Source organism: Pseudofrankia saprophytica (assembly GCF_000235425.2).
Classification (GTDB): Bacteria; Actinomycetota; Actinomycetes; order Frankiales; family Frankiaceae; genus Pseudofrankia; species Pseudofrankia saprophytica.
This window is the reverse complement of record NZ_KI912266.1, coordinates 4,216,633-4,239,023: the sequence shown is the minus strand read 5'-3', so window position 1 is coordinate 4,239,023 and position 22,391 is coordinate 4,216,633. Positions and strand designations below refer to the sequence as shown.

The following is a 22,391-nucleotide window of genomic DNA, read 5'->3' as shown; positions in this document are numbered from 1 at the left end:
TGGCGGGCGGGCGGCGACGGCCGCGACGGCGACGGTCAGGCGATCGAGCCGCCGTCGATGAGGTACTCGCCGCCGGTGATGGCGCGGGACGCGTCACTGACCAGGAACAGGACGAGGTCCGCCACGTCCGTCGGCTCGGCGGCGAAGCCGAGCGGGATGTGGGAGAGCGCCTCCCGCTCGTGGTAGCGCAGCAGGTCGGCGGACATCTCGGTGCGGACCAGGCCGGGGCACACGCAGTTGACCCGGATCTGGTCCCGCCCGAGCTCCAGCGCGGCCGCCCGGGACAGGCCGCGCAGGCCGAACTTGGACGCGACGTAGGCCGAGCCGTTCGGCATCGCCTTGAGCCCCGCGGCGGACGCGGTGTTGACGATCGCGCCGCCGCCGCGGGCCCGCATCGCCGGTACCACCGCGCGGATCCCCAGGAAGGCGCCGACCAGGTTCGTGTCCAGCACGTCGCGGAAGGTCGCCTCGTCGGTGTCGACCAGGCCGCGGCTGACCATGACACCCGCGTTGTTCACCAGGATGTCGAGGCCGCCGAACTCGCCGGTGGCGGTGTCCACGGCCTGTGCCCAGGTCTGCTCGGACGCGACGTCGCCGGACACGAAGCGGGCGGCGGGGCCGAGCCCGTCCGCGGCGGCCTTCCCCTGCTCGTCGAGCCGGTCGACGAGCACGACGCTCGCCCCCTCGGCGACGAACCGGGTCGCCTCCGCGAGCCCCTGCCCGCGCGCCGCCCCGGTGACGATGGCGACCTTGCCGTCCAGCACTCCCACGCCCGTCCGCCCTTCCCGGCATCCGCGCCGGTCGCCGGTCGCCCGCGCCGCCACGCCCGGGCGCGGCGGTCGACCGGGACGCCCACGAGGACGTGCCTACCAGACGAACCGTCCGGCACGCAGCCGATAGCACCGCGCCGACCCGACCGCGGCGGCCCTGCCCGACGGATCCCGCGGGTCCAGCGCGGCCGCATGCCCGCCGGACCCGCCGGACCCGCCGGTCGGGCGGTTCCCGCGGGCCTGACGCGGTGTCAGGTGGGCGACCCACGGGTGGAAGGTCCGGGGAAGGCGCCGTTCCTAGCTTCTTCCTCATCACGAGCACACCGGCCGGCCCGGCCGAGGCCTCCGGCCCACGTGCTCCCACCGCGTCAACGAACCACCAGACCCGGCCGCGCCGCTTGCCTCCCGGCGTGGCCGCCCTGGCGCCGGTCAGGCCCCCGTGCATGACGCCGCCCCCCGGCCGGGGGCCTGACCGGCGCCGCCCCGACACGGCGTCCGTCCGAGGCGGTGGAGATCCGAGTCGGTGGAGAAAGGACATGAGCCCCATGGAGACCATCGACACGGTGGTGATCGGCGCAGGGCAGGCCGGCCTCGCCGTCAGCAGGTGCCTCACCTCCGCCGGTCGGGAGCACCTCGTGCTGGACCGGGGAGCGGTCGGCCAGCGCTGGCGGGACCGGTGGCAGGCCCAGCGGCTGCTCACCCCGAACTGGATGAGCCGGCTGCCGTTCTGGTCCTACCAGGGCGACGACCCGGACGGTTTCCGGGGCTTCCCCGAGCTCGTCGGCTACCTCGAGGACTACGCGGCGTCGTTCGACGCGCCCGTCCAGGCGGGCACGGCCGTCGAGTCCGTCACCCTCGCGCCCGGCGCGCCCGCCCGCCACACAGCCGGTACGGCCGGCGCCCACCGCGCGGCCCGTGCTCGCCGCGGAGGCCGAGGCGGCGCTGGCGCGGCGCGGCCCGGACCGCCCTCCCGGTTCGTGGTGTCCACCGACCAGGGCGGCTTCCAGGCCCGCAACGTCGTCGTCGCGGCGGGTGCGTGCGACGAGCCCGTGATACCGGCGGGGCTCGCCGGCGCGCTCCGCGGCGTCCATCAGCTCCACGCCGCCGACTACCGCGGCGCGAGCGGCCTACCCGCTGGCGGGGTGCTCGTCGTGGGCGCTTCGTCGTCCGGGCTGCAGGTCGCCGAGGACGCGGTCCGGGCCGGCCGGCCGGTCACGATCAGCGTCGGCGAGCACCGCCGACTGCCCCGCGCCTACCGCGGCATGGACATCTGGTGGTGGCTGGACAGGCTCGGCATCCTCGACCGGAGCGTGGAGGACCTGCCGCCCGACGAGCAGGGACACCGCGAGCCGTCGCTGCAGCTCGTCGCCGGGCGTGACCTCGACCTGGCTCTGCTCGCCGACGCCGGCGTTCGCCTGGTCGGGCGGCTGCGCGCGGCGAGCGGTTACCGCGTCGAGTTCTGCGACGACCTCGCGGGCACGACCCGGGCCGCCGACGCGCGGATGCGCCGGATCCTCGACCGGATCGAGGCGAACGTGCGTGGCAGCGGTTTCGCCGCCGAGCTCGACGACCCGGAGCCGTTCCGCCCGGTCGACGCGGCGCCGGCGCCGACGCACCTCGACCTGAAGGCGGCCGGCATCGGCACCGTCGTCTGGGCCACCGGCTACCGCCACACCTATCCGTGGCTCCAGGTCCCGGGCGTGCGCGATGCGACGGGGCGGATCCGCCAGAGCGGCGGCGTCACGGCCCGGCCCGGGCTCTACGTCGTCGGCCTGCCGTTCCTGACCCGACGCAACTCGCATTTCCTCGACGGCGTCCGCCACGACGCCCGCGCGGTGGTGACCCACCTCTGCCTCGGCCAGATCCCCTGGCCGCGCGCGGGCAGATCCGTCGACGGGGCGACCCGTCGATGACAGCGTTGGCGGCGCCGTCGTCATTACCGTCGCCACCGACGCCAGCGGCGACGACGGCGACCCGGGTGGCCGGCCGCGAACAACGATCCCACCTGGCGGCCAAGCGGCCATGTGACGTCGTGGTGGTGGGAGCCCGTTGCGCGGGGGCGGCGACGGCGATGCTGCTCGCGCGCGCCGGCCTGCGCGTCCTGCTGCTCGACCGCGCCGCCGAAGGCGCGGACACGGTCTCCACCCATGCCCTGATGCGCGGCGGCGTGCTGCAGCTGCACCGCTGGGGACTGCTGGAGGCGATCGTCGCGGCCGGCACCCCGCCGGTGCGTTCCACCGTCCTCCACCACCCCGACGAGACGGTGCGGGTGGCGTTGCGGCCGGTGCCTGGCGCGGCCGAGCTCGACGCGCTGTACGCGCCGCGCCGGACGGTGCTCGACGCGGTCCTGGTCGACGCCGCCCGCCGTGCCGGCGCCGAGGTCCGCTTCGGGACGCCGGTCACCCGGCTACTGACCGACGGCTCCGGGCGGGTCGTCGGCGTCGCCGCCCAACCCACATCGGGCGGCGGGGCCGGGCGGGAGGTGCTGGTGCGGGCCGCGCTGACGGTCGGCGCGGACGGGCTCGGCTCGACGGTCGCCCGCGCGGTGGCCGCGCCGGTCGCCCAGGTCGGCCGGTCCGCCGGGTCCTACCTGTACGGCTACTGGCGCGGGCTGCCCACCGATGGCTACGAGTGGTTCTTCGGGCCGGGCGCGTCGGCGGGGCTGATCCCGACCAACGATGGTCTGACCTGCGCGTTCGTCGGGCACGCACCCAGGCGGATGCGCTCCGTCCGTGCCGGGACTCGTGACGCCCGCGCCGCGTTCGACGCGGTGCTCGCCGCGGCCGCCCCGAACCTGCCGGACCGCCTGGCCGCCGCCGAGCTCGCCGGGCGCCTGACCGGGTTCGGCGGCCACCGCGGCCACCTGCGCCACCCCTTCGGACCCGGCTGGGCCCTCGCCGGCGACGCCGGGTTCTTCCACGACCCGCTGAGCGCCCACGGGATCTCCGACGCGCTACGGGACGCGGAGCTGCTCGCCCGCGCCGTCCTCGATGCGGGCCCCGCGCCCGGGCCGGACCTCGACGCGGCCCTGGCCCGCTACCAGCGAGCCCGCGACCGCCTGGCGCTGCCGCTGCTGGCCGCTACGGACAGGCTCGCCTCCCACGCCTGGGACGGGACATCGCTGCGCCCGACACTGCGCGCCCTCAACGTCGCCATGAGCGCCGGGGCCGAGACCCTGCTCGCCCTCCCGCCGCTGCCGGCCGGCCACCCGGTGGCGGCCCGCTCAGGGGCCAGACGAATCACCCCGAGGACTTCGCCACCGTCGGGAGTTGCGATGCCTGAGCGGTGGTCTGGCGACTGGCTCGGTAACGGCCCGGGGTCGTTCCGATGATGTTGGTGAACGCCGCGATGAAGCCGCTGGGGCTGGCCCATCCGCAGGCGTAGGCGGTGTGGGTGGTGTCGTGGCCGTCGGCGAGCAGCACGAGCGCGTGGTAGATGCGTAGCTGCGTGCGCCATTCATAGAAGGTCATGCCGAGTTCGTCGCGGAACAGTCGGCTGAGGGTGCGGGTGCTGGCTCCGACCGCCTTCCCGAGTTCGGCCAGCGTGGCGTTGTCCGCCGGCGTCTCGTGCAGCATCCGGGCGATGGCCTGCAGTCGGTCGTCCCGTGGCTCCGGCAGGTGCAGTGGCTGTTCGTGTGCTTCGCGGAGTTCATCGACGAGGACTCGCAGAAGGCGAGCGCGTGCTGCGCGGTTGTAGTGAGGCGCGGCGGCGTCGTAGTTGCGGGGGCCGGTCAGGGCGAGCAGGACCTCGCGGGCGAGGTTGGAGGCCAGGAACACGGCTGGATGGCCTGGTATGAGCCGGGCGAGGGCTGGCGAGAGAAAGACGATCCGCATATCGGTGTCGCCGTGGGCGCGGTGATAGTGCGTGAACTCGGCGGGGGTCCAGGCGACCCGGTTGGCGGGAACGATCGACGTTCCGCGCTCGGTGTGCACCGCCAGGACGCCGCTGGCGGCGTACACCAGGTGTCCCCTGGCATGCGACTGCACCGCGCTTGTTTCGCCGGATGGCCGGAGGTGGCGACCGCCAGACGGCCACACATGCGACGTCACGCCGGCGACCAGGGAAGGTTGGCGGCGAACAGGCATCGATTGGCATCCTACCGGTAGCAAGCCACACCTCGAGCTGGTGAGACTGCCTCATGCGGAGTGGTCCGCAGCCGCGCAGAGCGCCTGGCTGAACCACCTGTCATCGAGGCAGCGTGCCTCGATGCCGCAAGCCTGAAAGAGGGAGAAGCGCATGGCGACGTTCGTCCTCGTACCCGGCGGCTGGAAGGGCTCCTGGTCGTTCGAGGCGGTGGTTCCGCTGCTGGAGCGTGCCGGCCATGCCGTTCACGCCCTGACCCTGACCGGTCTGCGGCCAGACGACGACGACGCGACGGTCGCGACCGCCAACCTCGCCACGCACGCCGACGACGTACTGCGGCTCCTTGATCGCACCCACCTCACCAACGCGACGCTGGTCGGCCACAGCTACGGCGGGATGGTGATCGCCGCCGCCGCCGATCGCGCCGACGGCCGGATCTCACGACTGGTGCATCTCGACGCCTACGTACCGCGCGACGGCGAGTCGTGCTGGTCGTCAACGAACGAGCACTTCCGGGAAGTGTTCGCTGCCGGCGCCGCGACCACCGGCTACGCCGTCCGACCGCCGGACGGCGGCAGCGGCGATCCCCGCCGCCGCCCCCATCCCCTCGCCTCGTTCCTGCAGACGATCCGGCTCACAGGCACGCTCGCCCACATTCCCCGTCGGGAGTTCATCTACTGCTCGGGATGGGAGGACCGGACGCCGTTCGCTGAACTGCGCACCCGACTCCAAGCCGATCCCGAGTGGCAGGTCCATGACCTCCCGACCGGCCACGACGCGATGCATGAGGCTCCGGAGGCGGTCGCCGCACTACTGCTCGGCGAATGCGTCGCGGATGCGTCGACGCACGGACGACAGGCCTGCCGTTGAGGGCACACAGGCCAGGGCCGGTCGGACGACGCCAGAAACTGGCTCGCCGGCCGGCGGCGGCCGTGCGCAGGATGCCGCCATGGAAAGCGGGTTCCTGCCGGGCGTGGAGCTGGCCCGGCGGTTCTACGAAGAGGCCGTGAATCCGTTGCTACGCGGGCAGTTCCCACGGCTGACGCACAGTGCGGCCCTCATCGGTTCGGGATCGGAGGTGCTCGGGTTCGACACGGCCCGGTCGATGGATCACGACTGGGGACCACGGCTGCAGATCTTCGTGCGTACCGACGACCTGGCCGCGCACGGCGGCGCGGTGGACCGGCTGCTCGCCGAGCGGCTGCCCGCCATGGTTGCCGGCTTTCCGACGAACCTGGAGCCGGCCGGAAACGCGGCACGCGGCACGCGGCATATGCGGCCGACCCGCGGGCCGGTCCGTCACGGGGTCGTCGTCGCCGGGCTCACGGAGTGGCTGACCGGCCACCTCGGGTTCGACCCGCTGACCGGCGTCACGACGCTCGACTGGCTGGCCACGCCGACGCAGACCCTGACCGAGGTCACCAGCGGGGCGGTCTTCCACGACGGGCTCCGCCAGCTGCAGCAGGCCCGCCAGGCGCTGGCCTGGTACCCGGACGACGTATGGCGCCATGTGCTGGCCTGCCAGTGGCGGCGGATCAGCCAGGAGGAGGCGTTCGTCGGCCGCTGCGGCGAGGTGGGTGACGACCTCGGCTCGGCGATCGTCACCGCCCGGCTGACCCGCGACCTGGTCCGCCTATGCCTGCTGATGAACCGGGTCTATCCCCCGTACAGCAAGTGGCTCGGCAGCGCGTTCGCCCGCCTGCCTCGCGCCGCCGTCCTGACCCCGGTACTGACCGCGGCCCTGGTAGCTACCGACTGGCACGACCGCGAGCACCACCTCACCCGCGCCTACGAGACCATCGCCGACCTGCACAACGAGCTCGGCCTCACCGACTGGGTCGATCCCACGGTTCGGCCCTTCCACGACCGGCCGTTCCAGGTCCTCGATGCTGACCGCTTCGCCACCGCCCTGGCCGGCACGATCACCGATCCCAGGCTCCGCGCCCGTCCGCTCACCGGCGCCCTGGACCAAGTCGTCGACAACACCGACGCCCTGGGCGACCGCATCCGCCGCCGGGCACTCGCCAACGCCCTCGACGTCGCCGACCTGCCGGACCTGGCGGGACCGGAAGCGGGTCTGCCTGAGCGGTAGGAGGTGCCTCGCCAGACACTCAGCGATCCGAAGGCGATTAGTCGGGCGACGACGGCCTCCGCCTGAAAGATTTCCCGGTCTCGCGAGCATCAGAACACGGGCGGCCTGGACGCCGACTTCTCCTACGCCGCGGGCTTCGCCGCAGGCGTGGATCGCGCCCGGACATTCATTCGGGCAGGCCGCCACGACGAGGCGTTCGCGGAGATCCTCGCCGCGCTCCCGCTGTGGAAACCGCTCTCGTCGCTCCACGTGGCACCGATGGGCCTTCTCTGGGACCGAGAACTCGGGCCCATCATGACCAACGAACGACGCCAGCGCCTGCTGGGCTCACCACGAACATCGTGAACCACCGCAACCCGTCCCGGACCACAGGGCATGGGTTGGTTCGGGACGGTTTCAAGACCGGCCACGCTCACGAGGTCGAGGATGCTGGCTCGGTCAGCGACAGGTCTGACTCGCGGCCGCGGACGTCGTCGAGCAGGAGCCACCGTCGGCCCCGGATCGTCGGCTCAGCTCTCGGCGGGCGGAATGTTGGGGTTGAGCCGGAAACGGTTCTCCGGGTCATAGCTGCGCTTGATCCGCCGGAGGCGTTCGACGTTGCGTCCCCAGGCCCGCGCCCGGTCGGCGTCGTCAAGATCGGCGTCACCGCCGAAGTTGAGGTAGGTGCCCGACGCGGCCCGGAGCGCCACGGCCTTGTCGTAGGCACCGCGCACCCAGCGGATGTTCGCCTCGTCGTCGGCCTTGTCCGGCCAGTTACCGTCAAGGCTCAGCATGTACCCGGCGCTGCGATCACCGAACGCGGTCTCCGCCGCCCCGACGCGCGACATGGCGCCGCCGAGAAGAGGCACGTGCACCAAGGTCCGCGGGTGTGGGCGCCGCTGCCCGACACCAGTCACGAACGTGACCGCCTCGTCGTCGAACTGGTCCAGGTAGACGGACTTCCAGTAGCTCTGCAGCTCACCCTTGGGGAACAGGGGATCGATGGCGGACTGCGCGGCCCGGAACGGCAGGGCCTGGCTCATGTCGGCGAGCGGCTCGCCGAACTGGGCGAGCGCGCGGCACGCCCGCTGCCCCTCGTCCGGGTCACCGGCATACACGGCAGCCGTGATGAGCACGTCACGGTTGTGCACGGCGGGCGGGAATGCCGGCGCCGCCGGCAGCGACCACAGCATGGCGCGGCTGGTGACCTCGTCGGGGACGGTGGACGTCCAGTCCCGCCACCGGGGGAGCACATCGCCGGCGGCGTCGATCGGGTAGACGACCAGGCTGTTCCAGACCACCGGACCGACCGGATAGGCCTCGAACTCGAAGGACACCACCACGCCGAAGTTGCCGCCGCCGCCGCGCAACGCCCAGAACAGGTCCTCGTTCTCGGACGCGCTGCACCGCACGATCTCGCCACGAGCCGTGACGACCTCGGCCGCGCGCAGCGCGTCGCAGGCCAGCCCGTACTTGCGGTGCAGCCAGCCGATTCCGCCGCCGAGCGTCAGGCCAGCCACACCTGTGGTCGACACCACCCCACCAGGTACCGCGAGCCCGTGGACCTGCGCCTCACGATCGACGTCCCCCCAGGTCGCCCCGCCCGCCACCCGCACGCGCCGGTGTTCCGGGTCCACCCAGACGCTCCGCATCGCCGACAGGTCGATCATCAGGCCGTCGTCGGTCGTGGAGGTCCCGGCGATGCTGTGGCCCCCGCCCCGGACGGCGACGAGCAGGTCTCGCCCGCTGGCGAGGTTGACGGCGTCGACGACGTCCGCGGTTCCGCTGCACCGAATGATCAGACCCGGTCGACGGTCGAGCATGGCGTTCTGGATGACTCGTACCTCGTCGTACCCGGCGTCGGCCGAGGTCAGAACCTGTCCACGGAAGACCGCGCGTATCTCCTCGACCGTTTCGTCAGAGAGTGTCTGCCGCTCTCCGCCCAGAGTGAGCAGATGTGTCGACATGAGACGCTCCTCCCCTGGCGCTCGCCGGTGTCACCGGTGGGCACCGCTCCGCGCCACTCGCCTTACAGGGTCGCGCGACCGCCGGGTCGTCGCAAAGCGTGCCGATACGGCAACCAGGCGTTGTACACGGGATGCGGCGAATTGGTAGCGGAGTTCCGCCGGGACGGACCGCCGCGCGGGATCAGGGGACGACGGTCACCGGCCAGTTGCCGGTACGGACGAGGCGGGTGGCGAGGGAGCCGACGATGCGGTGGCCGGCGCTCTCCGAGGCGCCGACGACGACCATGTCGGCCCGTACCTCGTCCGCGGTGCGACGCAGGGCGACGAGCGGGTCGCCGTACCGGACGACGAAGGTCGTCGACAGGCCCAGCTCCTCGGCACGGCGCGCGACGACGTCGCGGATCTCGGCGGCGACGTCGGCGGACGCCTGCTGGACCGCGCCGACCGCCATCGGGGCCATCGCCTCCCACGCGGGCGTCGTCTCGACGTAGACGACGACCAGCCGGGCTCGCTGGCGGCGGGCGACCCCGGCCGCGTACGAGGCCGCCCGCAGCGCGGTCCGCGACCCGTCGACGCCGACCACCACGGTGCCCGGCCCGTCGGTGCCCAGCTCGAACGGGCCGGGATTCCACACCGGCCCGAACCGTTCTACCGACAGGACCCCGGTGCCGTCCGTGACGTCCATATGCCCAGTCTGCTCCGCCGGATCGGCGAACGGTGGCGCCCGCCGTCGGCGGCTGACCGTCAGCTGCCGTCGTCGATGTGGTCCGGTTCGAGGCCGGCGGTGAGCCAGTCGTCGTAGGGCAGCCCGGTGACCTCCTCGAGCAACGCGATGTCGTCGACGAAGTAGGGCAGCACCGCCTTGCGCTCGGTGGGGGTCAGCGGGCGGCGCCCGCCCTTCTGGCGCTGCAGCGCGGTGAGCAGCGGGCCGCGGAACACCTGCCGGACCGGGGCGGGGAAATGGTGGCCGATCTGTCCGCCGGTGCGCAGGGCCGCCCGCAGCGCCGCGTTCACCGGCGTGTCGGCGACGAACGGGGTGACGTTCTGCGACGGCACCGCGTCAAGCAGCCCGGTCCGCACCCCGAGGAAGTCGCAGACCCGGTCCAGTGTGGGGACTGGGTCCTCGCGCAGGTCGCGATAGCGCAGCAGCAGCACCCGATCGCGGGAGAACAGGCCGAACAGGTGGGCGAGCTGCGCTCCGTAGAGGCCCTGGGAGACGTAGTGCCAGAAGTGCGCCCAGCCGGCCTCGCGCCGGGACTCCTCCAGCGCGCAGGCACGGACGAAGTCGTGCTCGGGCTCGAGGCCGGCGGCCCACAGATGAGTCCAGTTCGAGTGCGCCCGGTCTACCGGGTTGCGCAGCAGCACGACCAGGCGGGCCTTCGGCAACAGCCGCTTGATCCGGTTCTGGGCGTCCAGGTCGTACAGGTAGAAGGGTGTCGCCTCGCCGCGCAGCGCGTGCGCCGGCGCGGGGTCGAACAGCGCCTCGTAGTCGGCGGGCCGCCAGACGTGCTCCTGGTAGGTCTGGGCGTCACCCGGGCCGCCCCGCGCCGGCGGCGGGCCGGCCGAGAGGAAGAACTTCGGCTCCTTCACCGCGGGCAGGAACAGGTCGGGGTGCTGGGCCAGTGCCGCGTGCAGCGCGGTGGTCCCGGCCTTGGGCACGCCGATCACGAGGAAGTCGGGAAGGGGCATGGTCGGTCTCGCTCCTGACGCGGTGCCGGGCGACGGCGAGTCGCGGCGGACCCGGCCGGCGAGGACGGTGGCGACCGGTGCGCCCGCATCGCTGGCCGGGACGGTGGGTGCCGGCCGGACGGATGCGGTGTAGCCGCAGGATAGCCGCCAGGGCACTTTCCCGACCGGGAAGCTAATGAACAGGTAACACGCCGGTAGAGTACGACGGGTGTCGATCACCTCCCCGGTTCGCGACCAGACGCCGACGCTCCCGCTTCCCCACTGGGAGCCGGCGGTCACCGTGGTGGCCCCCGAAGGGGGCGGGCCGGGAAACTGGGCGGGCGCGCCGAGCGCGCTGCTCGTGGATGGCACGTACTACCTGGCCTACCGGCTGCGCCGCCCGGTGGGCGAGGGGCGCGGCTTCGGCGTCGTGATCGCCTCATCCGCGGATGGTGAGCGGTTCACCGAGATCGCGCGCATCAGCCGCGAACCGTTCGGTGCCGAGTCGCTGGAACGCCCCGCCCTCGTCCACACGCCCGAGGGTCGCTGGCGCCTGTACGTCAGTTGTGCCACCCCCGGCAGCCCGCACTGGTGGGTGGACCTGCTGGAGGCCGACGATCCAGCCCGTTTCGACCCGACCGAGCGGCGCACCGTGCTGCCCGGCGACGAGCACACCGCCGTCAAGGACCCGGTGGTGCTCTGGCACGACGGTCGCTGGCACCTGTGGGCCTCCTGCCACTTCCTCGACGACCCAGGCGCCACCGACCGGATGGAGAGCCGGTACGCGACCAGCGCGGACGGCGTGACCTGGACGTGGCATGGCGTCGCCCTCGCGCCCCGGCCCGGCCGCTGGGACGCCCGCGGCGTGCGCATCACCGCGGTGCTGGCCGGACACACCCCGCCCGTCGCCTTCTACGACGGTCGGGCGAGCGCCGCCGAGAACTGGTACGAGCGCACCGGCGTCGCCACCGCCGCCCCGGCGGAGGCCGGCTTCGCCCGGTTCGACGCGGTCGGGGCGGCGGCGCACGCGAGCGCCCCGCACGGCGACGGGGCGCTGCGCTACCTCACCGTCGTCGACCTGCCCGACGGCTCCCACCGGATCTACTACGAGGCGAGCCGGCCCGACGGGGCGCACGAGCTGCGCACCGAGCTCCTCGACGCGACCGGCCTGGCCGCGAGCGCCGGCTAGCGCCAGGCCTGGCCCTGGCAGGTCAACGCCAGCGCCGCACGAGCAAAGGCCACATCTCTGCGACCCTCGCGTCACAACCGGGCCACATCACCGTCGCATTCCCATATCTTCACCGACTTAGTTGACAATGCTGGTGGCGGTCCCTAGCGTCGCCAACATGCCCGCCCGCCTCCCACTGTTGGTGAGCCGCGCCCACATCGACCTGCGGCGCGTCGCCAGCGCACTGTGTCGGCCCGGCCGCTGACGGCCCGGCGTCCCCATCCGCGCGAGTGCCTCCCTGGCCTCGCGCCGACCGGCCACGACGGCGAGGAAACCCCGACACGCCCCTCCCCCGCGTGTCGACTCCCGCCAGCCGATGGGCCCGCCTGACCGCGCGACCTACGCGGAACCCCGCGACTCCCGCCGCCCAGGAGGTCCTCCCGTGCCCACGCATTCCCCGGCTCGCCTGTCGCCCGCGGGTCAGCATCGACCCGATCCCCGCCGTGAGGCCGTCCGGGTCTCGACGGTGGACGCCACCGCGCTAGCCGAGGCCGACCCGGCACGCTCCGGTGGCTCGGCGGCGGCCGTACTGCGCGCCGTCCTAGACCACGGCCCGCTCGCCCGCGCCACCATCGGGCAGGCGACCGGGCTCAGCTCGGCCGCCGTGTCCCGCCAGACCGCCGACCTGATCTCGCTGGGCCTGCTGCGGGAGCTGCCCGGCGCCCAGCAGGCCGCGCCCAGGGCCGGACGCCCGCACGTCCCGGTCGACGTCGACACCGCGAGCCACCTCGTCTGCGGCGTGCACATCGCGGTGCCGATGCTGACCTTCGGCCTGGTCGACCTGCGCGGCCGGGTGGTGGCCCAGGAGGAGGTCGACCATGACGGCGACCCTGCTCGGGTGCTCGCCCTGATCAGCCGGCACCTGCCGGACTTCGTCCGCCGCCACCAGGCGGCTCACCCGGGTGCCGGCACCCGTGCCACCGGCGGCGCGGCGCGGCAGGGCGGCGGTGGCGGTCTGCTGGGCGTGGGCGTCGTCAGCGGCGGCCTGGTCGACGCACGCGGCGGGACCATTCTCGAGCACGCGCCGCTCGGCTGGCGCGACGTGCCGGTCGCCGCCCAGCTGCGCGCGGCGACCGGCCTGCCGGTGCACGTCGAGGGCCACGCCCGCGCGCTCGCCCAGGCCGAGATCCTCTTCGGCGACCCGCGGGCGCGCCTCGGCCTCGTCCACCTGTTCGCGGGCCATGTCGTCGATGCCGCGATCGCGCTCGAGGGCACCGTGCTGCGCGGTCAGCGCTCGGCGGCCGGCGGGGTGGCGCACCTGCGCATCCCCGGCGCCACCGAGCGGTGCGCCTGCGGCGGGACGGGATGCGCCCAGGCCACGCTGTCCGAGCGGGTGTGGCTGGCGAGGGCGGTCGCCGAAGGGATGATCTCCCGGCCCGACATCCGCCTGCTGGCCGCGGCCGTCGCCGCGCGGGAGCCCGCCGCCCTGACGCTGGTGCGCGCCCGGCTGCGCCTCATCGGCCGGCTCGCGGCGCTGTTGATCGACATGATCGACCCGGAGGTGCTCGTCGTCACGGAGCTCGCGACGCTGCAGTGGCCGGAGCTGATCGCCGACGTGCACGCCGAGGTCGCGGCCCACTCGCGAGCCCGCTGCGCGCCGGAGCGGGTGGTGCGGCCGAGCAGCTTCGGGCCGGGTGTCCTCGCCGTCGCCGCGGCCGCCGGCATCCTCGGCGCGGTGCACCGCAGCCCGCGCAGCGTACGCGCGCCGCTGGCGCGAACGGCCCCGACGCAGGGCGTGGACGCCGGCCTGGGCCACGGCGCGCCGGCCCGCCCGACGAGAGGCGCGCTGTCCGTCGTCGCGGCCGGCCGGTGACGCGCAAAGGCGACGGCCACAGCGGCGGTATTTCTTCCATCTAGTCGGAAAACATTGACCCACTCACCCGCCGCGCGGGACGATTAATCCGCCGGTCACGACGACCGCGAGAGTTCACAGGGCTATTAGAATGGCGGTGGTTCCCATGGCCGGTCTCCGGCCGGAATCGTTCCTCCGCCCGGCGGCGGCAGCACGGACGACCGGGTGCGCCCAGCGGCCGCCACGATGTTGTCCCAGGCCGTTCGCGGCCTGACGCCTGACGGTCGCCAGCCAGAATCCCCGGTCTCGGGCTGTGGTGCGCGGCCGTGACCAGCGGCGCCACTGAAACCCTGCACCAGGCGGGCACGCCGATTGCCCCGAGCCCTGGGCCGCCCGCGGACGGTGCCGGCCGTATTTTCTCCAGGCAGGGCACTCCTGTCTGGCGCGCCGTCGCGTAGCCAATTCTCGCGCGCCTTCCCGCCCGCGGTCGGACGTCTTTTCACAAAGCGACCATCCGTGTGCGTTTCTTTCTCATTGGGGAACGCGGGCGACATCTCCGCCGGCGAGACCTCTCGCCGGCTGTCCCGGCGCCGCCATCCGGTGGCACCACATCGTCTCGAAGGGAAGCCAGCAGACCATGACAAGCCCGACAACGAGCGCGCCCACCGACCTGGGCATCGACGTCCGGCCGGTCGCCGGGAACATCGGTGCCGAGATCCACGGCGTCGACCTGCGCGAGGATCTCGACGACGCCGCCGTAGCCGAGATCCGGGCGGCGCTGCACCGCTGGAAGGTCGTGTTCTTCCGCGACCAGCACATCGACCACGCCCAGCAGGTCGCGTTCGGCCGGCGGTTCGGCCAGCTCACCCCGGCGCACCCGCACGAGGACGCTCCGCCCGAGGGCTTCCCGGAGATCCTGCCGATCGACAGCCGCCGCTACAACAAGCTGTTCGGCTCCCTGGACGCCGAGAGCGCCAAGGACGCGAAGAAGAAGTTCAAGGTCACCTACGACAACGGCTGGCACACCGACGTCACGGCGCTGGTGAACCCGCCGGCGGGCTCCATCCTGCGCGCCGAGATCGTGCCGCCCTACGGCGGCGACACGCAGTGGACCAACCTCGTCGCCGCCTACGAGGGGCTGCCTGAGCCGCTCCAGCGGCTCGCCGACGGGCTGCGCGCGAAGCACAGCTTCGGCCAGCCGGTCTTCGACGGTAGCGAGTTCGGCAAGAAGATCAAGGAGAACCCGCTGGTGGCGATCCACCCGGTCGTGCGGGTGCACCCGGAGACGGGCGAGCGGGCGCTGTTCGTCAGCCCGAGCTTCACCAGCCGCGACAACGAGATCATCGGCTTCGGCCCACGCCAGAGCCGCGCGATCCTGGACCTCTTCTACGAGCAGATCTCCCGCCCGGAGTACACCGTCCGGTTCCGCTGGAATCCGGGTGACATCGCGTTCTGGGACAACCGGGCGACCGCCCACCTCGGCCCGTCCGACGTGGACATCACCGAGTTCGACCGGGTGCTCTACCGGGTGACGCTCGAGGGCGACGTCCCGGTCGGCGTCGACGGCCGCTCCTCCGAGCTGGTCGCCGGCCAGCCGTTCCTCGCCGGCTGAACCGCGGCGGGTAGCCGCGTTTCCCGAGCCACTTCGAACCACTTCAAACACTTCGAACCGCCTCCCCGGACCGGGCCGTGACCCGGCCGGGAAAGACGGCGCCGCGCGCGTCCACTCCTCAGGCGCGCGCGGCGCCGCCGCATGCCGTTGTCCAGTCGTCCTGTGGATGGAGAATCCGATGCAGCACCGAAGGCCGCGTAGACGGCTGTACTCCCTCGCCGCCATCGCGGCCGTGCTGGCGGTGGGCGTCGCCGCCTGCGGTGGCGGTGGGGAATCGTCGTCCTCGTCCCCGTCGTCCCCCGGCGGTAAAACCACGCTGCGGGTCGGCGACCAGGGCAAGACCCTCGAGCTGCAGCTGACCCTGTCCGGGCAGGACAAGGGCGCCCCGTTCGGCCTCGACTACAGCACGTTCGCCGACGGGCCGCACATGAACGCCGCGTTCAGCGCGAACCGGCTCGACGTCGGTTTCATGGGCGACACGCCCGTGCTTTTCGCCAACGCCTCGGCCGCCGGCATCACGGCGGTGGCCGTCGCCAAGTCGACCAGGAACTCGCAGACGATCTACGTGAGCAAGGACTCCGGCATCCATACGCCGGCCGACCTCAAGGGCAAGAAGGTCGCCGTCACCGTCGGCACGTCGCTGCACGGCTACCTGCTCCAGCAGCTGGACTCGGCCGGGCTCACCGAGAAGGACGTCACGCTGGTGAACGTCCCGGCCACGAGCCTCGTCTCGACGTTCACGTCCGGCCAGGTGGACGCCGTCGTCTGGGTCAGCCAGTACGGTGCCGCGCTCACCGGTACCGGCGCCCAGGAGATCGAGACGGCGCCGCTGCCGCAGTACTCCGTCATCCTCGCCTCGAAGTCAGCGTTGAAGGACCCGACGAGGCGCACGGCCATCGAGGACTTCCTCGTGCGGCTCTCCCGCGCCTCCACCTGGCCGAAGGCGCACCCGGACGCGTGGGTGCAGGCGTACTACGTCCAGCTGCTCAAGCAGGACCCGGCCACCAGCCGGACGTTCTTCGACAGCCTGCCGGCCACCCAGTACGCACCGGTCACCGACGACTTCGCGCAGTTCCAGCAGAAGCAGGCCGACCTGCTGATCGACGCCGGCCAGCTTCCGAAGACTCTCACGGTCGGCGACGAGATCGACGCCGCCTTCAACGCCGAACTCACCGGGAAGTTCGCCGCCGCCGGGCTGACGACATGACGGAGGTCGGCTACCTGCCCACGATCGTCCCACCGCCGGGGGCCGATCCCCGCGGCCTTCCCGCGTCGCCGGCCGGCGGCGCCGCGGCCGGGAGGCGCGCGAACGCCGCGCCCGCGGCGACCACGCCCACCCTCGAGGACCCCACCGGCGGCCGGCGCTCCCACGGGACCCGGCTGTCGGCTCCCGGCTGGATCCGCCGGCTCACGGGCCCGGCGGTGCTGCTCGCGGTCTGGTGGGCGATCACCGGTACGGGTCTGGTCGGCGGCAGGGTACTCGCCTCGCCACTGGCCGTCGCCCGCGCCTTCGGGGATCTGGCCGGCGACGGAGAGCTCTGGGACAACCTGTCGGTGTCGCTCGTCCGGGTCGGCTGGGGCGTGCTGTTCGGCGTGGCGGCCGGCCTAGTCCTCGCCGTCCTCGCCGGGTTCTTCCGCGCCGGCGAGCACGTCGTCGACTCGTCGATGAACTTCCTGCGGACGATCCCCATCATCGCCCTGCTGCCACTGATCATTGTCTGGATCGGCATCGGCGAGTCGGCCAAGATCTTCCTGATCTCGGCCGGCGTCGTCTTCCCGGTCTACATGAACACGTTCGCCGGCATCCGCGGCGTCGACGTCAAGCTCGTGGAGGCCGGCCGCACGTTCGGGCTCGGCCGCCTCGGGCTCATCCGCCGCGTCATCGTTCCCGGCGCACTGCCCGGATTCCTCATCGGGCTGCGCTGGTCGCTCGGCGTCGCCTGGCTGCTGCTGGTCTTCGCCGAGCAGGTCAACACCGACCGCGGCATCGGCTACCTGCTCACCAGCGCCCAGGGCTGGAACCGCACCGACATCATCATTCTCTGCCTGGTGATCTACGGTGTGCTCGGCCTGCTCTGCGACGGCATCGTCCGCGTTCTCGAAGGGAGTCTGCTGTCATGGCGACGCGGCTTCAGCGGCACCTGAGCACCCCGGCGCCCACTGGCACCCCGGATGAGGCCAGCCAGGCCCCCGGCCTGACCGGCCTGACCGACCGCACCGCTTCTGCCGCCGGATCGGCCGGACCGACCGGGGGCGACACCGACGGCGTGGCGGTGCGGGTGCGCGGCCTGCGCCGGGCCTTCGGCGAGCGGGTCGTGCTCGACGGCCTGGACCTGACGATCGCCGCCGGCGAGTTCGTCGCGCTGCTCGGGCGCAGCGGATCGGGCAAGAGCACGCTGCTGCGCATCCTCGGCGGGTTCGACACCGCCATCGAGGGCGACGTGCTCGCGGCGACGCGACGCTCGGTCGTCTTCCAGGAGGCACGGCTGCTGCCGTGGACCCGGGCGCTCGGCAACGTCACTCTCGGCCTGCCCGGTAAGGACGTCGCGGCCCGCGGCCGGGCGGCGCTCGCCGAGGTCGGGCTCGGGGGCCGGGAACGGGCCTGGCCGGTGACGCTGTCCGGCGGCGAGGCACAGCGGGTGGCACTCGCCCGGGCGCTGGTGCGCGAGCCGGACCTGGTGATGCTCGACGAGCCGTTCGGCGCGCTCGACGCCCTGACCCGCATCCGGATGCACGCCCTGCTGCGGGAGCTGTGCCGCCGCCACCGCCCCGCCGTCCTGTTCGTCACCCACGACGTCGACGAGGCGATCCTGCTGGCTGACCGCGTGCTGGTCCTCACCGACGGCCGGCTGTCCCTCGACGTCCCTGTGGACGTCGCGCCGCCGCGGCTACGCTCCGACCCCGCGTTCGCCGCGCTGCGCTCCTGCCTGCTGGCCGAGCTGGGCGTCGACGACATCGCCGAAGGCACCTACTGACCGTGCCCGAGGGGAGTCCGCCAGCCTCTCCCCTGGCCGACTCCCCTCGGCGTTCCGCGGCAGCGCGAACGGGGTCGTCAGGAGAAGGAGCCCGGCGGCCGCGATCGCGACGCGGGCCCCCGTGAGGCTGGCGAGCACGCCCCACAGGGCGGTCAGGGCCGCGGTCCCGGCCCTGCTGGTGATCGACCAGGCCGCCAGGGTCCTGGCGACACGCTGGGGATCGGTGTGGTCGAGCCGGTAGGTGGCGAACACGGGGTTGAACACTCCCACGCAGGTGACCAGGCCGAGCTGGACGGCGATGACGAGCACGATCCCGGCCGTGCCGGGGCAGACGAAGGCCAGTCCGAGTGACCAGCAGGCGCGCGCCGCACCCGCGACGCGCATCACCCGTCGCGATCCGTATCGCGCGACCAACGGTCGCGAAAGGCGGGAGCCGACGAGACCACCGACGCAGGGCGCCCCAAACGCGAGGCCGTACTGCCAGGGTTCGAAACCAAGGCGGCCGAGCATGAGGACGGCGAGCAGCGGCGACGTCGCCATGATCAGCCCATTGACCATGATCGTATTGGCGAACAACGGGCGCAGCGCGGGATCGGTGAGGATGTACCGCCATCCTTCGAGGAGATCGCGGGCTCGCAACTGAGGCCGGTCGGACCGCGCCTGGGCTGGCTGCGGCTCCCGTCCGCCCATGGCGCGGATACCCAGCGCCGAGAGCAGGTAGCTGACGGCGTCGGCCACCACGGTCGTCACGGGCCCGAAAAGACCGATCATGGCTCCGCCGAGCGGCGGTCCGAGCACGGTGGCGGTCCAGGTCGTGGACTCGAGGCGGGCGTTCGCGACGAGCAGGTCGTCTCCCCGCAGGATGCCCTTCAGGCACGCGCCACTGGCGGCGACGAAGGCGATGTCGGCCGCCGCGACGATGACCGACACGACCAGGAGCTGGGCGAAGCTGAGCGAACCCACCGCGAACGCCGCGGGGACGCTCAGCACCGCGGCGAACCGCGTGAGGTCCATCGCCACCATCACCGGCCGCTTGCGGCGGAACTCCACCCAGGGGCCCAGCGGCACCGCCACGGCCACCCCCACCGCCAGCCCGGCCGCCGCCAGCTCCGAGACCTCGATCGGCCCGGCATGCAGCACCAGGATCGCGATCAGAGGAAACGCGTCGAACGCGAGCCGTGTGCCCGCCGTGCTGACCGTGAAGGCCGCCCAGAGCCATCCGAACTGCCGGCCCAGCGATCGCCCACCCCGCACACCCAACGCGGCCCTCCAAGGCACTCCAACAACGTGGCGTTGACCGGGCCATCAAAGCGGGTGCCGGAAATCCGGATCAAACAACTGCTTTGCCGGCGAGCCACAACCATGCGTTGTACGGCTAACGTTGACGGCCGTGGACATCGAGGCCGTGCGCACCTTCGTCGCCGCCGCGGACGCGGGCCAGTTCCAGGAGGCCGCCGCGGATCTGTCGGTCACGCAGCAGGCCGTGTCCAAGCGCGTCGCGTCGCTGGAGCGGGACCTCGGTGCGCGGCTGTTCACCCGCACCGCGCGTGGCGTCCAGCTCACCATCGACGGGCAGGCGTTCCTGCCGCACGCCCGTGACCTTCTCCGGGCCGAGGAGCGGGCGGCCGCCTCGGTGCGTCCCGGCCGTCGTGCGCTGCGCGTCGACGTGATCAGCCGGCGGGTCGCGCCGGCGGCGCTGCTGCGCGACTTTCACCGCGCGCATCCCGGCACCGAGCTCGACGTCGTGACCCTGTTCGACGCCGACGCCGCCATCGCCGCCGTCCAGTCCGGAATGATCGACGCGTCGTTCCGCGCGGTCACCGTGCCCGCGCGGCACCTCCCCGACGGCATCAGGACGGCTCGGGTCCTCGACGAGCCCCACCAGCTGCTCACCGGACCGCGCCACGAGCTGGCCGCCGCGCACGCGGTCACGCCCGCCCAGCTCGTCGGGCACCGGATCTGGATACCCGGAATCGCCCCCGGGACCGAGTGGGCCACCTACTACGACGACCTCGCCGCCGCGTTCGGCCTCACCATCGACGCGATCGGCCCCCACTTCGGCACCGAGCATCTCCTGGACGTGCTCGCGGACTCCGCGGAACTGGCCAGCCTCGTCGGCCAGCAGACCCGGTTCCTCTGGCCCGACTACTACGACCTGCGCCGCGTCGACCTGAAGGACCCGACGCCGGTCTACCCGCATTCACTGATCTGGCATCACGAGAATCCGCACCCCGCGCTCGCCACGTTCCGCGACTATTTCCGCTCCCGGTTCACCGCTCCCGAGCCCGACGACGCCGGAACCTGGTCCCCGACGTGGGCAACGCGGCCGGCGAAGCCGTGATGAGGGAGCCGACAGCCACAACCACCGAGCGAAAACCACGCGGCAGCTCGGTGGTTCTGGATTCCACTCCAGCGGCCAGGCATCGACCGGCATCCGTCCGATAAGTAGGTTGTGCGGGCATGGCCCTTGGAAAGGCGAGACCGACGTTCCGCTGCGACGACTGCGGCCAGCAATCGAGCGGTGCGAGCACGACGACCGTGACCGGCCGGCGGTTGTGTGCCAGCTGCGCCGACCAGCTGACCGGCGCGGCCGCGGGACTCATCGCCAACCAGGGCGATGGCCCCGCCGTCGGTGCGGCCATCGCCACCGCCGGTTGGTTCGCCGCGCTGCGCGCCCGGCGCCGCGCTCGTCGCCCGTCCGGCGACGAGGCATAGTGCTGCGGCAGTCGGCGTTGGCCCGCCACGGCGCGAGTTCTGGAGATCAGTCAGACGCTACGCGTTACTGACAACGGTTGGTCGGCCTCGGAGTTCGCGAGTCGAACGGGGTCGAGTCCGTCTCAGCTGGCCGATGAGAGCTCGGCGGGCGACCGGGCCCAAAGGCGCCCCTTGTGGGTGATCGCTCGCGCTGTCCAGAGCCGCAGAGCCCATGACATCCCGGGACAGTGCGTTTGAGCGATCGTGTGAGCAGTACCGAACTCCGCCTGCTGCGGTATCAGTTCGACGACGTTCGCGGCGACCCATACGACGACAACTGGCTAGTCGTCGGTGGAACGGTGACGACTCCCGACGGCACCTGGTCCTTTGCCGATCCGTGCCTGCTGACCCATGAAGCCCATGAGGTGTCCGCCTGGCTGCGCGCAGTGGCCGAGGGAGCAGCGGTTGTAACCGGACCTGATGCCGAAGGTCGGTTGTCTCCGGATACGTGGTTCGTCGAGCCGGTCCTGGCCGTCAGTCTCGCAGGTCGAAGCGGGGGTTCGGCGGTGATTCGCTTTCACCTGTCCCTGGAGGCGGCACCTCCATGGCGGCAGAACGATGATGAGGCGGACATTTACCAGCACGTCGTGGAGGTGCGGGTGGATGCAGCTGCGTTGCTTCACGCAGCTGACCAATGGGAGCTTGCTCTGACTTCCTTCCCGACGCGCTGAGCAGCGGTGCCCTTCTCCGGGATGTCAGTCGGATCGTTGTGGCGGGCCGAGGTCGGTCAGCAGCTCCTCGATGCGGCTGGCAGCGCAATGGCGGCGTTCGAGCCCCCGGACCCAGCCGCAGCTGGCGGCGTCGACCTCGAGATCGTCGACCTCGAGATCGCTGTCACGGAAATCTGTACGACGTAAATCTGCACAACCTTCAAGGCGCGGCCTCCGGCCGCGCGCCGTGCCGCCGGCAACCAGGGGTGGCTGCCTGCCGGACCCCTCGCCCCGGAGGATCGCTAGTCCTCCACGCCATCGGCTCAGTGTCGTCGCACGATGGTCGAAACATCTAGGTTGCCCGTTTGGGAGGTACGTTTGAACCTCGACCAAGTTCTGAACCGCGCCATCGACGTCCGTAACCGCTACGGCGATCTCAATCGGCATGAGGGTCGGCGGGAATGGTGCTTGCAGGACTACATGCTGGGCTTCGTCGGCGACGTCGGCGACCTCGCCAAGTTGGTCATGGCTCAGGACGGCGCCCGCGACGTCCAAGATCTGCGGGGCGCCATCGAGCATGAGCTGTCCGACTGTCTCTGGTCGGTTGTCATTCTTGCCGATCGTCTCCATGTGGATCTAGGAGACGCGTTCTCTCGCACGATGGACGATCTTGAGTGTCGGATAGCCGCACAGCTCGACGGCGGCGGTTGATGTACTTCACTCCGGCCACCGTGGTGGGTGCGTCGTGCGCGCCGCCGGCGGGGTCCGTCAGCCCCGGGCGTGCCGGGTCTGCCACCCACCCGAATCAGACGTCAGGGCCA

At 72.4% G+C, this 22,391-nt stretch carries 21 protein-coding genes; 15 read left to right on the top strand and 6 right to left on the bottom strand.

The window, feature by feature from the left end; genetic code table 11:
• Window positions 1-35 precede the first annotated feature (35 nt).
• Window positions 36-770, bottom strand: a complete 735-nt coding sequence (locus tag FRCN3DRAFT_RS0217605) for an SDR family NAD(P)-dependent oxidoreductase (protein WP_007515326.1) — start codon at window positions 768-770, stop codon at window positions 36-38.
• A 536-nt stretch (window positions 771-1,306) separates the two neighbouring features.
• Here FRCN3DRAFT_RS0217605 and FRCN3DRAFT_RS0217600 point away from each other — a divergent pair.
• Both FRCN3DRAFT_RS0217600 and FRCN3DRAFT_RS44965 read left to right on the top strand, forming a co-directional pair.
• A complete protein-coding gene (locus FRCN3DRAFT_RS0217600; protein WP_198535994.1) occupies window positions 1,307-2,683 on the top strand; it encodes a flavin-containing monooxygenase in 1,377 nt (458 codons plus the stop codon).
• Window positions 2,684-2,802: 119 nt separating this feature from the next.
• A complete protein-coding gene (locus tag FRCN3DRAFT_RS44965) occupies window positions 2,803-4,101 on the top strand; it encodes an NAD(P)/FAD-dependent oxidoreductase (protein ID WP_198535993.1) in 1,299 nt (432 codons plus the stop codon).
• Here FRCN3DRAFT_RS44965 and FRCN3DRAFT_RS0217590 read toward each other — a convergent pair.
• Window positions 4,010-4,729 (bottom strand): helix-turn-helix transcriptional regulator, encoded by a 720-nt coding sequence (locus FRCN3DRAFT_RS0217590; RefSeq protein WP_198535992.1) that lies wholly within the window; start codon window positions 4,727-4,729, stop codon window positions 4,010-4,012. The two genes, FRCN3DRAFT_RS44965 and FRCN3DRAFT_RS0217590, sit on opposite strands and share 92 nt — an antisense overlap.
• 277 nt (window positions 4,730-5,006) lie before the next feature.
• Between FRCN3DRAFT_RS0217590 and FRCN3DRAFT_RS0217580 the strand changes: the two genes are divergently transcribed.
• Together FRCN3DRAFT_RS0217580 and FRCN3DRAFT_RS0217575 are read left to right on the top strand one after the other, a co-directional pair.
• On the top strand, window positions 5,007-5,723 hold the full coding sequence (locus tag FRCN3DRAFT_RS0217580; protein WP_007515331.1) for an alpha/beta fold hydrolase: 717 nt from the start codon (window positions 5,007-5,009) through the stop codon (window positions 5,721-5,723).
• A gap of 79 nt (window positions 5,724-5,802) precedes the next feature.
• Window positions 5,803-6,945, top strand: coding sequence for a DUF4037 domain-containing protein (locus FRCN3DRAFT_RS0217575; RefSeq protein WP_007515332.1), 1,143 nt, complete (start codon window positions 5,803-5,805; stop codon window positions 6,943-6,945).
• A 509-nt stretch (window positions 6,946-7,454) separates the two neighbouring features.
• Here FRCN3DRAFT_RS0217575 and FRCN3DRAFT_RS0217565 read toward each other — a convergent pair.
• The 3 genes from FRCN3DRAFT_RS0217565 to FRCN3DRAFT_RS0217555 all read right to left on the bottom strand — a co-directional run bounded on the left by FRCN3DRAFT_RS0217565 (window position 7,455) and on the right by FRCN3DRAFT_RS0217555 (window position 10,580).
• Window positions 7,455-8,891: an FAD-binding oxidoreductase gene (locus tag FRCN3DRAFT_RS0217565; protein ID WP_007515333.1), complete on the bottom strand. Its 1,437-nt coding sequence runs from the start codon at window positions 8,889-8,891 to the stop codon at window positions 7,455-7,457.
• 181 nt (window positions 8,892-9,072) lie between these two features.
• On the bottom strand, window positions 9,073-9,576 hold the full coding sequence (locus FRCN3DRAFT_RS0217560; protein ID WP_007515334.1) for a universal stress protein: 504 nt from the start codon (window positions 9,574-9,576) through the stop codon (window positions 9,073-9,075).
• 59 nt (window positions 9,577-9,635) lie between these two features.
• On the bottom strand, window positions 9,636-10,580 hold the full coding sequence (locus FRCN3DRAFT_RS0217555; RefSeq protein ID WP_007515335.1) for a sulfotransferase family protein: 945 nt from the start codon (window positions 10,578-10,580) through the stop codon (window positions 9,636-9,638).
• Window positions 10,581-10,788: 208 nt separating this feature from the next.
• Between FRCN3DRAFT_RS0217555 and FRCN3DRAFT_RS0217545 the strand changes: the two genes are divergently transcribed.
• The 7 genes from FRCN3DRAFT_RS0217545 (at window position 10,789) to FRCN3DRAFT_RS0217520 (ending at window position 18,166) form a co-directional block, all read left to right on the top strand.
• Entirely contained in the window at window positions 10,789-11,748 is a 960-nt protein-coding gene (locus tag FRCN3DRAFT_RS0217545) for a glycoside hydrolase family protein (RefSeq protein ID WP_007515336.1), read from the top strand.
• A 127-nt stretch (window positions 11,749-11,875) separates the two neighbouring features.
• On the top strand, window positions 11,876-11,992 hold the full coding sequence (locus FRCN3DRAFT_RS57750; protein WP_425343344.1) for a putative leader peptide: 117 nt from the start codon (window positions 11,876-11,878) through the stop codon (window positions 11,990-11,992).
• Between the two features lie 177 nt (window positions 11,993-12,169).
• The gene (locus tag FRCN3DRAFT_RS44960) at window positions 12,170-13,600 is read left to right on the top strand and encodes an ROK family transcriptional regulator (protein ID WP_007515337.1); all 1,431 of its coding nucleotides are present in this window, start codon (window positions 12,170-12,172) and stop codon (window positions 13,598-13,600) included.
• A 616-nt stretch (window positions 13,601-14,216) separates the two neighbouring features.
• Window positions 14,217-15,191, top strand: a complete 975-nt coding sequence (locus tag FRCN3DRAFT_RS0217535) for a TauD/TfdA dioxygenase family protein (protein ID WP_007515338.1) — start codon at window positions 14,217-14,219, stop codon at window positions 15,189-15,191.
• 178 nt (window positions 15,192-15,369) lie between these two features.
• Window positions 15,370-16,398 carry an ABC transporter substrate-binding protein gene (locus FRCN3DRAFT_RS0217530; protein ID WP_007515339.1) on the top strand — a complete coding sequence of 343 codons (1,029 nt, stop codon included), beginning with the start codon at window positions 15,370-15,372 and terminating at the stop codon, window positions 16,396-16,398.
• A complete protein-coding gene (locus FRCN3DRAFT_RS44955; protein ID WP_007515341.1) occupies window positions 16,395-17,336 on the top strand; it encodes an ABC transporter permease in 942 nt (313 codons plus the stop codon). The genes FRCN3DRAFT_RS0217530 and FRCN3DRAFT_RS44955 overlap by 4 nt, the downstream gene beginning before the upstream one ends.
• Window positions 17,309-18,166: an ABC transporter ATP-binding protein gene (locus FRCN3DRAFT_RS0217520; RefSeq protein ID WP_007515342.1), complete on the top strand. Its 858-nt coding sequence runs from the start codon at window positions 17,309-17,311 to the stop codon at window positions 18,164-18,166. The genes FRCN3DRAFT_RS44955 and FRCN3DRAFT_RS0217520 overlap by 28 nt, the downstream gene beginning before the upstream one ends.
• On the opposite strand, the gene FRCN3DRAFT_RS44950 is transcribed toward FRCN3DRAFT_RS0217520, so the two are convergent.
• Window positions 18,080-19,420, bottom strand: a complete 1,341-nt coding sequence (locus FRCN3DRAFT_RS44950; protein WP_007515343.1) for an MFS transporter — start codon at window positions 19,418-19,420, stop codon at window positions 18,080-18,082. The two genes, FRCN3DRAFT_RS0217520 and FRCN3DRAFT_RS44950, sit on opposite strands and share 87 nt — an antisense overlap.
• A 136-nt stretch (window positions 19,421-19,556) precedes the next feature.
• Between FRCN3DRAFT_RS44950 and FRCN3DRAFT_RS0217510 the strand changes: the two genes are divergently transcribed.
• The 4 genes from FRCN3DRAFT_RS0217510 to FRCN3DRAFT_RS58180 all read left to right on the top strand — a co-directional run bounded on the left by FRCN3DRAFT_RS0217510 (window position 19,557) and on the right by FRCN3DRAFT_RS58180 (window position 22,281).
• A complete protein-coding gene (locus FRCN3DRAFT_RS0217510) occupies window positions 19,557-20,507 on the top strand; it encodes a LysR family transcriptional regulator (protein ID WP_027140690.1) in 951 nt (316 codons plus the stop codon).
• Window positions 20,508-20,626: 119 nt separating this feature from the next.
• Window positions 20,627-20,881 (top strand): hypothetical protein, encoded by a 255-nt coding sequence (locus FRCN3DRAFT_RS0217505; protein ID WP_007515345.1) that lies wholly within the window; start codon window positions 20,627-20,629, stop codon window positions 20,879-20,881.
• Window positions 20,882-21,126: 245 nt separating this feature from the next.
• Window positions 21,127-21,591 carry a WapI family immunity protein gene (locus tag FRCN3DRAFT_RS51595; protein WP_198535990.1) on the top strand — a complete coding sequence of 155 codons (465 nt, stop codon included), beginning with the start codon at window positions 21,127-21,129 and terminating at the stop codon, window positions 21,589-21,591.
• 318 nt (window positions 21,592-21,909) lie between these two features.
• Window positions 21,910-22,281, top strand: coding sequence for a MazG nucleotide pyrophosphohydrolase domain-containing protein (locus FRCN3DRAFT_RS58180; RefSeq protein WP_106410219.1), 372 nt, complete (start codon window positions 21,910-21,912; stop codon window positions 22,279-22,281).
• The last annotated feature ends 110 nt before the right edge of the window (window positions 22,282-22,391 follow it).

Bases quoted from the DNA above. Each gene is read 5' to 3' on its own strand.
- FRCN3DRAFT_RS0217505 (WP_007515345.1), top strand. From the start codon at position 20,627: ATGGCCCTTGGAAAGGCGAGACCGACGTTCCGCTGCGACGACTGCGGC.
- FRCN3DRAFT_RS0217600 (WP_198535994.1), top strand. From the start codon at position 1,307: ATGAGCCCCATGGAGACCATCGACACGGTGGTGATCGGCGCAGGGCAG.
- FRCN3DRAFT_RS0217575 (WP_007515332.1), top strand. From the start codon at position 5,803: ATGGAAAGCGGGTTCCTGCCGGGCGTGGAGCTGGCCCGGCGGTTCTAC.
- FRCN3DRAFT_RS0217535 (WP_007515338.1), top strand. From the start codon at position 14,217: ATGACAAGCCCGACAACGAGCGCGCCCACCGACCTGGGCATCGACGTC.
- FRCN3DRAFT_RS0217560 (WP_007515334.1), bottom strand. From the start codon at position 9,576: ATGGACGTCACGGACGGCACCGGGGTCCTGTCGGTAGAACGGTTCGGG.
- FRCN3DRAFT_RS44955 (WP_007515341.1), top strand. From the start codon at position 16,395: ATGACGGAGGTCGGCTACCTGCCCACGATCGTCCCACCGCCGGGGGCC.
- FRCN3DRAFT_RS0217565 (WP_007515333.1), bottom strand. From the start codon at position 8,891: ATGTCGACACATCTGCTCACTCTGGGCGGAGAGCGGCAGACACTCTCT.
- FRCN3DRAFT_RS0217520 (WP_007515342.1), top strand. From the start codon at position 17,309: ATGGCGACGCGGCTTCAGCGGCACCTGAGCACCCCGGCGCCCACTGGC.
- FRCN3DRAFT_RS0217580 (WP_007515331.1), top strand. From the start codon at position 5,007: ATGGCGACGTTCGTCCTCGTACCCGGCGGCTGGAAGGGCTCCTGGTCG.
- FRCN3DRAFT_RS58180 (WP_106410219.1), top strand. From the start codon at position 21,910: ATGGTCGAAACATCTAGGTTGCCCGTTTGGGAGGTACGTTTGAACCTC.
- FRCN3DRAFT_RS0217530 (WP_007515339.1), top strand. From the start codon at position 15,370: ATGCAGCACCGAAGGCCGCGTAGACGGCTGTACTCCCTCGCCGCCATC.
- FRCN3DRAFT_RS57750 (WP_425343344.1), top strand. From the start codon at position 11,876: ATGCTGGTGGCGGTCCCTAGCGTCGCCAACATGCCCGCCCGCCTCCCA.
- FRCN3DRAFT_RS0217555 (WP_007515335.1), bottom strand. From the start codon at position 10,580: ATGCCCCTTCCCGACTTCCTCGTGATCGGCGTGCCCAAGGCCGGGACC.